Annotated in this window: 12 protein-coding genes; all 12 read right to left on the reverse strand. The window is 36.4% G+C overall.

Annotated features, from left to right (window positions below; all coding sequences use genetic code 11):
• Positions 1-2: 2 nt before the first annotated feature.
• Positions 3-935, reverse strand: a complete 933-nt coding sequence (locus tag K4G57_RS07615) for a peptidoglycan DD-metalloendopeptidase family protein (RefSeq protein WP_221532586.1) — start codon at positions 933-935, stop codon at positions 3-5.
• Positions 936-2,141, reverse strand: a complete 1,206-nt coding sequence (locus K4G57_RS07620) for a bifunctional folylpolyglutamate synthase/dihydrofolate synthase (protein ID WP_236033275.1) — start codon at positions 2,139-2,141, stop codon at positions 936-938.
• Entirely contained in the window at positions 2,131-3,369 is a 1,239-nt protein-coding gene (locus tag K4G57_RS07625) for a diguanylate cyclase (protein ID WP_221532585.1), read from the reverse strand. Before K4G57_RS07625 ends, K4G57_RS07620 begins: the two co-directional genes overlap by 11 nt.
• A complete protein-coding gene (lptE, locus tag K4G57_RS07630; protein WP_221532584.1) occupies positions 3,369-3,875 on the reverse strand; it encodes an LPS assembly lipoprotein LptE in 507 nt (168 codons plus the stop codon). Before lptE ends, K4G57_RS07625 begins: the two co-directional genes overlap by 1 nt.
• Positions 3,857-6,340: a leucine--tRNA ligase gene (gene leuS / locus K4G57_RS07635; protein ID WP_221532583.1), complete on the reverse strand. Its 2,484-nt coding sequence runs from the start codon at positions 6,338-6,340 to the stop codon at positions 3,857-3,859. The genes lptE and leuS overlap by 19 nt, the downstream gene beginning before the upstream one ends.
• A gap of 9 nt (positions 6,341-6,349) precedes the next feature.
• Positions 6,350-6,691 (reverse strand): DUF6394 family protein, encoded by a 342-nt coding sequence (locus K4G57_RS07640; RefSeq protein ID WP_221532582.1) that lies wholly within the window; start codon positions 6,689-6,691, stop codon positions 6,350-6,352.
• Positions 6,691-7,662: a protein translocase subunit SecF gene (gene secF / locus K4G57_RS07645; protein WP_221532581.1), complete on the reverse strand. Its 972-nt coding sequence runs from the start codon at positions 7,660-7,662 to the stop codon at positions 6,691-6,693. The genes K4G57_RS07640 and secF overlap by 1 nt, the downstream gene beginning before the upstream one ends.
• 8 nt (positions 7,663-7,670) lie before the next feature.
• A complete protein-coding gene (gene secD / locus K4G57_RS07650) occupies positions 7,671-9,248 on the reverse strand; it encodes a protein translocase subunit SecD (protein ID WP_221532580.1) in 1,578 nt (525 codons plus the stop codon).
• 12 nt (positions 9,249-9,260) lie between these two features.
• Positions 9,261-9,527 carry a preprotein translocase subunit YajC gene (yajC, locus tag K4G57_RS07655; RefSeq protein WP_221532579.1) on the reverse strand — a complete coding sequence of 89 codons (267 nt, stop codon included), beginning with the start codon at positions 9,525-9,527 and terminating at the stop codon, positions 9,261-9,263.
• Positions 9,528-9,722: 195 nt separating this feature from the next.
• Positions 9,723-11,159: a type I glutamate--ammonia ligase gene (gene glnA / locus K4G57_RS07660; RefSeq protein ID WP_221532578.1), complete on the reverse strand. Its 1,437-nt coding sequence runs from the start codon at positions 11,157-11,159 to the stop codon at positions 9,723-9,725.
• 69 nt (positions 11,160-11,228) lie between these two features.
• The gene (locus K4G57_RS07665) at positions 11,229-11,555 is read right to left on the reverse strand and encodes a hypothetical protein (protein WP_221532577.1); all 327 of its coding nucleotides are present in this window, start codon (positions 11,553-11,555) and stop codon (positions 11,229-11,231) included.
• The gene (gene guaB / locus K4G57_RS07670; protein ID WP_221532576.1) at positions 11,555-13,006 is read right to left on the reverse strand and encodes an IMP dehydrogenase; all 1,452 of its coding nucleotides are present in this window, start codon (positions 13,004-13,006) and stop codon (positions 11,555-11,557) included. The genes K4G57_RS07665 and guaB overlap by 1 nt, the downstream gene beginning before the upstream one ends.
• Positions 13,007-13,012 lie beyond the last annotated feature (6 nt).

Here is a 13,012-nt window from a genome sequence, read left to right on the forward strand (position 1 = left end):
TTTTATTTTTGTTCCCTTCGCGATAATGCTGGTGTTTCCCGAATTTCCACTAGTTGATTTATCATTGTTAGCAAAGATTGCCATTTGACACTTTTCTCCTTTTCAAAAATTTTGGTGTAATCCCGCATTGTCCATTCGATAAATGAACGCGGATTTAAATCTTGGCTTAAATAGCGGATTTCATAATGCAAGTGTGGACCTGTGCTTCTCCCACTATTGCCAGAATAGGCAATAAGCTGTCCGCGCCTTACAAAATCCCCTTTTTTCACAACAATTCTACTCAAATGAGCATAAAATGTGCTAAAGCCAAAGGAATGTTCAAGCTTTACCATGATTCCATAACCACCATTATAGCTATTATTTACGAAATATGCTACACCATCAGCTGGTGCATAAATGGGCGTACCAATGGGCAATCCAAAATCAATCCCTGTATGTAACTGCGTACGTCTTAATACAGGATTCACCCGTGTTCCCCACTCTGAAGTGATACGATAATTCCCACGCAAAGGTGCACCATTTGGAATAAGCTGCATTACAAAAGCTTTTTGCGCCCCAGTAATACTTGCTAAATCTACACGTTCTATCAAGCTTAAATCTTGGGATTCCACAATTTGGTCGCTTAACCCCACAATTCCTTCTAAATCTTCAATTCTATCTGAAACTTTGACAAGCTCTTCTGTTTTTTCATCGATGAGAGCTTGAAGCTCCTCATTTTTTTCGTTAATCTTTAAATATTCTTCTTGCATTAAATCACGTTTGATTTCAATTTGACGTACTTCTTTTAAGAGCAACCGAATAGAGATGAAACTAAAGAAAAAAATCACAACCACAAGCAAAACTATATATAACATAATTTGTTTCACATACTGATGGATATTATACTGCTTAGAGCCATTAACATCTGTTATTGTAACTACAAAACGATTCTTCATCTACTCTTCCATTATTCTTTTTTCTTCAAAATCTTTCAAAAACTTTGCCACCACACTAAAAGAGCCACACACAAGATATTGTGATTCTTTTTTTAATGCTACAAAATCACAATATGGAATAGCAAGCTCTTGTAAAATTTGTTCTAATATGCTTTTTTTAATCATGCGTGGATTCTCCACCACAAAAATCTCCACACGCGCGATAATAGGTTTTAAAAGCGATAAGATTGCCTTTGGATTCTTATCAGAGTAGGAATTATAAATTAAAATAGTTTTATTCTTACTAAAAGTAACATAATGCTCTAGCAAAGCCATTGCGCTATCAGTATTATGCAAGACATCTAGGCAAATATTTGGGGTTAAGATTTGGAATCTCCCTTGTAAATCAAAAGGAGAGAGTGTTGCTAAAAGTGATTTTAATGCAGAATCCAAATTAAAATCCGTATTATACGGAATCCTTTTTGTCTCACTAAGTGCAATTAATCCTGCCCATGCTAAAGCTAAATTTTGAGCTTGATAGCTAGGATAATTGTGTGTTTTAATATACTCTAAAATAACTTGTGAAATTTCCTTTATTTGCACCAACTTTGCATTTTTTTCTTTAGCAATTTTTTCTGCAATTGATGCGATAGACTTTTCTCTCTGCACTCCTAAAACTGCCACTTTTGCCATTGCATTAAGCTTCGTTGTAGCAATCTCTTTAATGCTTTTGCCAAGGAATTCTTCATGGTCAATTCCAATATTTGTAAAAAGTGTAAGATTAGGCACAGAACAAGTTGTTGTAGAATCGTATTCTCCACCAAGCCCAGCTTCTAAAATCACAACTTCACAATTACTAAAAACCTTAAAACCTAAAAATGTAAGCACTTCAAAATAACTTGCCCCTTTTAAAACCTCTATATCTAGACTCGTAAATGCACTCTCCAATACGGATTCCGCAACATTTTCTCCATTAACCCAAAAACGTTCACAAAGAGACAATAAATGCGGCGAAGTAAAATGCCCCACTTTTAATCCTAAATTCTTAAGTATTAAAGCTAAAAATCGTCCTGTGCTTCCTTTACCATTTGTGCCGATGATTTGGACAATGATTTTATCCCCAAAACTAAGTTTTAATTGCTTTAAAAGTCTCGGCGCACGCTTTGGATCAAAAGGAGCATATTCCGCCCCTTTTTGCTCCAAAAAATGCTTGAGTTTATGCATCATATTGAATAATTCCTTGCGAGTCTTTATGCTTAGTAAATTCTTCAATGCTTATTTTAAGCATTGATTCTAAATCCTTTTCTTCCACACGATGTGAGACTTGTGCGCTTAAAGAAATTTCAATACGTATTTGCTGAAACATAAACTTGCTATTGCTTACAATTTTATCTAAATTACGAATAAAGGTAATTGCTTCTTCTTTTTTGCGACCAAGCAAGCAAGCTAAAAACTCCTCATCACCATAATAAGCAATTAAATCACTTGTATTACTATATTGCTTTAGCAACCTCCCAAGAGTTGCCAAAACACGCTTTGCAGCCTCTAACCCAAAATGTTCCTTGATTCTATCATAACCTGCAATCCCAAAAACAATCACCGAATAATTTTCATTTGCTTTAACAAACTCATTTTCAGCATAATTTAGCACCTCTTGCATTCCATCTTTAGTCATCAAAGTCGTAACTGCATCAATAGGTAGTGCCATTGTGTCTTTAAATTCTAGTGGCTTTTTAGGAGAATTTGCCATCGCATTTGCGCTTTGTTTTTGTGGTTCTTGTGGGCTTATCTTTGGATTTTGTGAATTTTGTGAAGACTGCGTATTTTGTGAGCTTAGAGCCAAGATTTGTGATTCCAAGCTTTTTAGCAATTTTAATTGCTCTTCTTTGCTAGGCTTTGATTCTTTTAGCAAATTACGCACATCATCTTGCCATTTTTGAATTCCAAGATATGGAATCTTAAAATTACTTAAAATCTCAAGCACTTTTAAAGAATCCAAAAAATCAAACTCTGGAATTTTCTTTACCTGCTCCATCCAACGCTCACGCCAATTTTGCATTGACTGGGAATTTAATTTGTCAATTTCTATCAAATGTCCTTTTGCAAGAGTGCTTATTTCCTTTTGAGGATGTATGGCTAATAGGCGCAAAAGGAGCTTTAAGGTTTCAAGCGAAGTGTTAAAATGTTTCTTTGAGAAATTTAGATGATTGATAACCTTTATTAAGGAAATAAAAAGCTCGTTTTTATGCTTAAATTTCTTATGCGGTAAATTCTCCTTTGCCTCAGGCTCTAGCATTTCAAGCACTTTTTCAATGCTAAACTCTGATTCAACCACAACACCCATTTTCTTAGCGGCTAGGCAATAAGCTTGCGCATAAGCCTCTGGAGTTGGTTCTTTCCCTTCTTTTAAAAGTTCTTTTAATGCTTCTCTAGCAATATTTTGTATATTTTGCATTAATATCCATCAATTCCTACTTGTGAGATAAACCCATCTAATGCTTGCAGTGTAGCATTGTTAATTGCTTCAAGGCGCACAGAATCCGTAATAATGGAACTTTCATTGAGTGAAAAATTATAGAATCCTTTTTTATTAAACACGCGTTTTTTCTGGCTTAAATTGTTTTTATATTTAAATTCTACAATCACTTCACAGCGATAAAATGTCGCAAAACCCGTGCGATTCTCGGCAAGTGAGCTAAAATTTACTGAATGCAATTGCACTTCTATAACAGAAGTCGCTTCGTCTTTATTTACGATATTTGCATGCAAACGCTCAAAAATGTTTTTAGATAGCTCATCTTTAAGTGTTACGCTATTTTGAGTATCACGTGGATCAATTTTTACTTCCACATAGATTTTATTACCTAGAGTTTTTTGTGTGTTGTGCGCTAGGGGTTTATAGCCACATGCACTCAAACTAAGCACTAGAGAAGTTACTAAAACTACAAGGATTTTTCGCATGGTTTCACCACAAAATTCACAAGTTTATTTGGCACCACAATTTCTTTAATAATCGTAAAATCTGCAATCCATTTTTCAACTGCAACTTTTGCAAGCGTTAAGACTTCTGCATTATCCGCATTCACAGACACTTTAACTTCTCCTCTACGCTTACCATTTATGGTAATTGCCATCGTGATAGAATCCTCTTTTAGTGCGGACTCATCTACTTTAATTGGTGCAAAGTTTGTAAGCTTAAAATACTCATTGCTAAGCTCCCAGCAAACATGCGGAATGATTGGTTCTAGAACATTTAACAAAATAAAATAACCCTCACTCCACACATCAGCACTATCTTGTTCATTAAGCGCATTTAGAGCTTCCATACAAGCAGCAATAAGTGTATTAAAGGAATACCCGCTCTCATGTGTAAAAGTTTCATTAGATTTTTTTAATGCTTCATAGATTTTTTTACGCGCATATTTTTCTGCTTCACTTAGATTCTCTATTGCAATTTTTGGCAAAGTGGTAATTTTTCGCGCTTTTTCAATTTTTGCACACAAACGTTTAATAAAACGAAAAGACCCCTCAACCGCAGAATCATTCCATTCTAACTCGCGCACAGGAGGGGCTGCAAAGAGAATAAAAAGTCTTGCAGTATCCGCACCAAATTGCTTAATAATATCATAAGGATCTACAACATTGCCCTTAGATTTACTCATTTTAGCACCATTTTTTGTTACCATTCCTTGCGTTAATAGATGTGAAAAGGGTTCTTTAGATTCCGTATATCCAAGCGTTTTTAATACTTTTGTAAAAAAACGTGCATACAATAAATGCAAAATGGCATGCTCAATTCCACCCACATACTCATCTACATCCATCCAATATTGCGCATCTTGTGTGCTAATTGCTTCACTCTTGCGCAATTTTTGTGGTGTCGTATAACGTAAAAAATACCAACTAGACTCCATAAAAGTATCAAGTGTATCTGTTTCTCTTATCGCCTCTTTGCCACATTTTGGGCAAGTGCAGTGCTTCCATCTAGGATGCTTATCTAGTGGATTCCCTTCTCCATCAATCACCACATCTTCTGGCAGCGCAACAGGAAGATTCTCATTTTTTTCAGGAACGATTCCACATTGCACACAATGTATTAAAGGAATCGGTGTTCCCCAATAACGTTGTCTTGAAATTCCCCAATCACGAAGTTTGAAATTTACAACAGCTTTCCCTTTACCACTGCTTTCAAAATAAGAAATGATTTTCTCCTTTGCTTCTTCATTTCCTAAACCATCATATTCTTTGGAGTTTATTAACACACCACCCCCCGTATAAAAACTATCTTGCGCAACATTTTCAGAATCTATTGGCTTAATCACAGGAATAATAGGTAAATTATATTTTTTAGCAAAATCAAAATCTCTCTCGTCATGAGCTGGAACGCTCATAACCGCTCCGCTCCCATACCCCATTAAGACAAAATTTGCCACCCAAAGCGGAATCTTTTCTCCGCTTAATGGATGTATAGCATAAATTCCAAGTGGAATCCCTATTTTTTCTTGCTGGGCGCGCTCTCTCTCACTTGTATTTTGCATTGCTTGGATTTGTGCAATTACCTCTTTTGTAAGTCCATAAGATTCCGCATTTTCTAGCATTGCTTTAACAAGTGGATGCTCTAGTGCTAAAGCACAATAACTCACTCCAAAAATCGTATCAGGACGTGTAGTAAATACTTCTAAAGTAGAAATTACACGATCTCCACTCTTTACGCTTTTTTCTAAATCAAAAGCAAAACTTAAACCCTCAGATTTACCAATCCAATTGCGTTGCATTGTTAAAACCTGCGCAGGCCATTTGCCCTCTAAGAGTTCTAAATCTTCTAGCAATTCTTGTGCATAATCCGTAATTTTAATGTAATATTGATTCATTTCCTTTTGCACAACAGGAGTATCACAACGCCAACATTTCCCTTCAATAACCTGTTCATTTGCAAGCACTGTTTTATCATTAGGACACCAATTTAGAAAGCCTTTTTTGCGATAAATAAGCCCTTTTTCCCACATTGCAATAAAAAAAGTTTGCTCCCATTTAGAATAAATCGTATCACAAGTAGCAAGCTCTCGTGTTTTAGAAAAAGAAAATCCAAGACTATAAAGCTGGGATTTCATATTTTCAATATTAGAATAAGTCCAAGTTTTTGGATGCACTTTGCGCTTAATTGCTGCATTTTCCGCTGGCATTCCAAAAGCGTCCCAACCAATCGGATGCAAGACATTATAGCCCTCTTTGCGAAATCTTCTAGCAATTGCATCGCTAATGCAATAGTTACGCACATGCCCCATATGAATATTTCCACTAGGATAAGGGAACATGCTTAAGATGTATTTCTTAGGAAGCCTACAATCCTCTTTTGGTTCATATGCGCCACTCTCTTCCCAAAAATTCTGCCACTTTTTCTCAATGACCTTAGGATTATATTCCATACCCCACCCCTAATTGTAATTGTTATAACTCTTAATACTCTCAATTGCTATAAACACAATAGATACGATATTTGCCACCAATGCGCCAAGGGCAAGTGCTACTGCAATATTAACTTCGTTAAACACTTGCATATAAATAAATGATGGAATTAGGTGCAAATCTGCAACCAAAGATGCAGCCATAAGCTCCGCAGACATAAAGCTTCTCACACCAATTTTTAAAATTGTAGAAAGAATATTCACCCCACCAGCAATAAATAGCATTACCAAATTTTGCTCATACAAAAAGCCAACTGTTGAAGTTAAGCTCATCAAGATAAAGAATACAAAAGTTACCTTGCCCCAATCCATTACACTCTACCTCTCTCATACATTTCACGCATTTTTTTCTTCTCTAGTGCCTTACGCTCTGCCTCTGTAACTTTTTGATAGTATTTTTTCAAATCAAATTTAAATAAAATCACTAGCTTACTTGCGACAAAAATTGAACTATAACTCCCTACAATAGACCCAACTAACATCGGCAAACTGAAGCCTTTGATAATCTCACCTCCAAAAGCATAGAGTGTAAAGACCGTAAAAAATACAGTTAGGGAAGTTAAAACCGTTCTTGAAAGCGTAGCTGATAATGCCTCATTGATGACATTTTCTAGACTATCATTCACGCGGATTCCAATAGTTTCACGAATTCTATCAAAAATAATAATCGTATCATTAATAGAATACCCAATAAGTGTTAAAAGTGCGGCAATAACCTCTAAGCTTAAATCGATATTAAATAGAACTACTGCTCCTGCTGCAATTACAACATCATGCACAAGTGCTAAAATTGCTGCAAGTGCAAAACGCCACTCATAGCGATAGGAAACATAAAACATAATGCTTACTAAAGCTAAAATTAAAGCTAAAGTGCCTTTTTCTTTTAATTCATCTCCAACTTTTGGTCCTACAATATCCACACGGCGCACATTAAGCGCACCGGTATTTTTTAGAACATTTGCAACTTCTTGCCCAATATCTTGATTAACGCTTGATGAAGCAGTTGGAAGTTTGATTAAAATCTCCTCTGGTGCGCCAAATTCACTCACTTGCACCCCATTATAAGCTTCTACTGCTTCTAAAGTTTTTCTAATCTCTGATAAAGGTGCTGCCTCTTTATATTGCACTTGAACAATTGTTCCACCTGCAAAATCCACACCAAGATTAAATCCGGGCTTGATAAATAAAATTAATGAACCCACAAATAAAATAAGAGAAAGTATGATCCCATAATTAGACATTTTTACAAAATCATACACTCTATTATGCTTAAAAAAATCCATATTAATCCTTATTTGCTTCTATCTCTATAACCAAACCATAGCGCATAATTGCCTGATTTCATAATGCGATTTTGAAACATTCTAAACACACCATGCGTTCCAACAATTGCCGTGATAATAGAAGCTAGGATTCCAATACTCATCGTAATTGCAAAGCCCTTAATTGCTCCAGTTCCACACATATATAACAACACCGCAGCAATCAGAGAAGTTAGATTAGAATCAAAAATCGCTCTAGAAGCGTTTGCGTAACCATTTTCCATTGATTTTATAAAATTCTCTTTTGCGCGAAATCCCTCACGAATCCGCTCGTTTATAATCACATTAGCATCCACCGCCATACCGACAGTTAGAATAATCCCAGCCATTCCCGGCAACGTGAGTGTCGCTCCAAAAAGCGCCATCACCGCAATAACAAGCAAAATATTTACAACCATTGCAATATCTGCAATAAATCCTGCAATCCCATAATAAAACACCATAAACACCACAACAAGAATCGCTCCTGTAATAAGCGCGATCATTGCGGCTTTAATGCTATCAGCTCCAAGTGATGGACCAACACTACGTTTCTCTAATAAAGTAATAGGAGCAGGCAAAGCTCCACTTCTTAAAGCAATGGCAATATCGCTTGCTTGTTGCACACTAAAGCCACCACTAATCTGCCCACTTCCTCCACCAATACGCTCACGAATCACTGGGGCAGAATACACTTTACCATCTAAAACAATTGCCATACGGTTACCCACATTTTTTCCAGAAAAATCACCAAAAATCTTACCGCCTTGCGCATTAAGCGTAAAGTTAATCACAGGTTGTCCATTTTGATCGTATGCTGCTCTTGCATCTGTTAGCATTGCACCATCTAAAATTGGAATTGCTTTTAGTAAAATCTTTTGATTCTCATCTTCTACAAAGGGTAAAATCACATCGCCATAGGATTCCGCTTCTAATTCCGTCATTGATGAAACCCTAGCATTACGTGCTTCATCTACTGCCATCATCTGTAAATGCCCACCTTTTGAGATAAGTTCCAAAGCACGTTGCTCTTCTTCTTGTGTTTTAATTCCGGGCAACTGCACCAAAATTGCGTCATCACCCTGCTTAGCTACACTTGGTTCAGAGAGTCCAAACTGGTCTAAACGATTTCTAATGTTGCCAATAGCTTGTTCAATGGCAAAATTCTTAAGATTTATAATTTCAGTTTCTGCAAAAGAAATGGTGTAATGCAAATTATTTTCTGCGATATCCAAACCCGGAATCGTTTTTAGATATGCATCTACTTTGACTTTCTCATTAGAATCCAAAAGTTCAAAGCTAACACTATCCTCGCCCGCATTTAATCCATCTAGCAAAATCTGCTCATCTAGGGCATAATAGTTGATCTGCGACGCTAAAGAGCTATAACGCGTCTTAATTGCTTCCTCTGTTTTTACCCCCAAAAGCAGATTCAATCCACCTTGCAAATCTAACCCTAAGATGATTTTAGGACCTTGCGTTTGAAAGATAGAAGGCACAGAAAGAACAATGCCAAAAAGCGTTGCAATAACAAAAAAAAGTAATTTTGCATTAAAAGATTTTTTCATAGGATACTATTGTTAGATTTTTTTAGCAACATAATCTTTAGAGAGTTTAACAAGTGTATCATCATTCAAGCGCACCATAAAAAACTCCTCTTCTCTTTTTACAATTTCTACAATAAATCCACCACTTGTTACAATTTTATCCCCTTTATCAAGGCTTGCAATCATCTCTCTATGACGCTTTGCTTGTGTTTGTTGTGGGCGGATAATTAAAAAGTAAAAAATTGCAATTAATACAATTAATGGGAGCAATTGCGTAAAAATATTTCCAGCATTTTCCATAGATAAACCCTTGTGAATGTAAAATAATTGCGGATTTTACCACTGCTTTACTAATTAAATGTTTAAAACAGAATCTAAATTTAAGGAGTATGCACATTACAAAGAGTCTGCATAAAAACAAAAACTAAAATAAACTTTAAAGAAAATCTAGTCTTTGGACTCCACTTTATATAGAATCCAAAATAAAGCAAAAACTTAGCAACTATAAGTTGTAATAAATTCAAACGGATGTGGACGTGCTTCCCAAGGCCAAATTTCAGTTTCAAATTTATAAGCTTTATAAGCTTGAATAAACTCCTCACTAAAAACACCACCTTCTTTTAAATACGCACTATCTAATAACATTTCCTCAATAGCATGTCTTAGGGTGTGTGGAAGTTGTTTAATACCTTTTTCACGGATTTCGTCAAGATGAAGTTCAAAGAGATTAATCTCCATAGGCTCACCTGGTTCTATGCTGTTTTTGATTCCATCAATACCCGCCATTAAAAGTGAAGAAAACGCTAAATAAGGATTACTTGAGCTATCTGGAAATCTAAACTCCATTCTCTTTGCCTTTTCACCACTATTATAAGGAATCCGAATGCTTGCGCTTCTATTTTGTGCAGAATAAGTTAAAATACTTGGTGCTTCAAAACCCGGAATCAGGCGTTTATAGGAATTTGTGCTAGGATTTGTAAATGCAGCTAATGCTCTTGCATGCTTTAACACACCACCTAAAAAATACAATGCCATTTGACTTAAGCCCTCATACGCATTACCAGCAAATAGATTCCTATTATCTTTCCAAATGCTAATATGTACATGCATTCCACTACCATTATCACCATAAAGTGGCTTTGGCATAAAAGTTGCTGTTTTGCCATTTAAGTGTGCAACCATTTTTACCACATACTTTAGCTTTTGCACATTATCTGCTGCTTCAAGCATATTGCCAAATTTTACGCCAATTTCACCTTGCCCTTGCGCAACTTCGTGATGCACCACAAAAGTCTCTAATCCAACCTGCTTTAATACCTTAACCATTTCAGCACGCAAATCCACCATAGAATCTACCGGAGCAACAGGAAAATATCCCCCCTTGGTCCCCGGACGATGCCCAAAATTCACCCCCTCAAATTCCTTGTTGCGATTCCACTCGCCCTCTTCTGTGTCAAGCTCGTAATATTGACAATTTACAGAATCTTTAATTTTAATAGAATCAAACACAAAAAACTCATTCTCTGGTCCAAAATATGCAACATCACCAATTCCTGTTTCTTTAAGGTAAGCCATAGCACGTTTAATAATGGAGCGCGGACATTTTTCGTAAGGCTCATCTTTATAAATATCCCACACATCACAAAATACAACAGCAGTCGTATCCGCTGTGAAAGGATCAATAAAATAACGCACAGGGTCTGGAATCAACACCATATCAGATTTATTAACAGGTTGCCATGCAGGAAGTGAGCTTCCATCAAAGGGAATCCCCTTAAAACTATTCTCATCAATCACATCTGCATCAAATGCAAAGTGATGCCAAACTCCCTTAATATCTGTAAAGCGAAAATCTATAAACTCTACTTCATTTTCTTTACAATAGTTAAAAAACTCTTCAACTGCCTTTTTATCTACCGCTGGTCTTTGCATTTTGATTCCTTTTAAAAATTTTTCTAAGATTGTAGCACTTTTTCTTTAAACCGCTAATTAGAGGCACTTTTAATCATCGTCCTCTAAATCCGGAGGATACTGAAAAAATTTGCTCTCCATCTCCAAAATTCCAAACCGATACACAATATGTATATTCTCGCCCTTGCTACGCAAATGCTCAACTTCTGTATTAACACAAGTTTTTAGACGCTCTATTAAACTTACAATCTCTTTTTGCCATTCCTTTTCTTTTAAACTTAGCACCAAATATTCTGGATTATTTAGAAAAATATCTGGCACATTTGCACCAAACTCTTCTTTAATTTTTATTAGAATAGCCTCGTAGTCTTGCGTCTTTGCGTGATATAAACTATAAGAGAATAGTAACTTTGGCATTAGTTGTTAATATGATAGTTTGGTGCTTCTTTGGTAATCATCACATCATGCACATGCGATTCTCTTAAGCCACTTTGTGTAATCTCCACAAATTCTGCTTTTTCCCAAAGTGTTGGAATATCCCTAGAGCCCAAATATCCCATTGATGAACGCAATCCACCAAGCATTTGATGAATAACATCTGCAATTCTCCCGCGGTATGGCACACGCCCTTCAATACCTTCTGGCACAAGTTTTTCTTGTGCTGTACCCTCTTGAAAATACCTATCTGCACTCCCGCGATTCATTGCTCCCAAACTTCCCATTCCGCGATAGGTTTTATATTGTCTGCCCTGATAAATGATAGTTTCTCCGGGAGATTCTTCTGTTCCTGCTAACATGCTTCCTATCATTACGCTAGATGCACCAACAGCAAGAGCTTTTGCAATATCACCAGAATATTTGATTCCACCATCAGCAATAACTGGGATTCCAGATTTTTGGCATACTTTTGCCACATCATCAATCGCCGTAATTTGTGGCACACCTACTCCCGCTACAATTCTTGTTGTGCAAATACTTCCTGGACCAATGCCCACTTTTACCCCATCTGCACCCGCATCAATTAAGGCTTGCGCTCCTTCTCCTGTTGCAACATTTCCTGCAACAATATCCACCACCAAGTCATTTTTAATTTTTTGAATTGTCTCTAAAATCCCCTTACTATGTCCATGTGCGGAATCCAAAACCAAAACATCAACCCCAGCATCCACAAGTGCCTTAGCACGATCATATTGAAACACTCCAATTGCTGCTCCAACACGCAAACGCCCAAAATCATCTTTATTAGAATTTGGATATTCAATGCGCTTTTGAATATCCTTAATAGTAATTAACCCTTTTAGGATTCCTTTTTCACTAACGATTGGAAGTTTCTCAATTTTGTGCTTATTCATAATATTGCGTGCTTCTTCTAGGCTTGTTCCAACTTTTCCTGTAACTAATGGTGTTTTTGTCATCACATCTTTAACCATACGTGTCAAATCCGTTTCAAAACGCATATCACGATTTGTTAAGATTCCAATCAAACTACCATGCTCATCAACCACTGGTACGCCAGAGATTTTATAATTATCCGTGATCTCTTTTGCGTCTGCAAGCGTGGAATTTGGACTAATATAAATCGGGTCAATAATTACCCCACTCTCACTTTTTTTTACTTTTTTAATTAATGCTACTTGTGTTGAAATATCCATATTTTTATGGATAATTCCAATCCCTCCAAGTCTCGCCATAGCAATTGCTGTGCGCTCTTCTGTTACCGTATCCATTGCAGCTGAAACAAGAGGAGCATTTAGTGCAATATTGCGAGAGAGTTTTGTTTGCAAGGAGACTTCCTTAGGCAAAATCTCAGAATATGCAGGGACTAATAAAACATCTTCAAAGGTTAATGCGCGCGCCCTAATTCTCATAAAAAC

It is taken from the genome of Helicobacter turcicus, from assembly GCF_019711685.1.
Lineage (GTDB): Bacteria > Campylobacterota > Campylobacteria > Campylobacterales > Helicobacteraceae > Helicobacter_D > Helicobacter_D turcicus.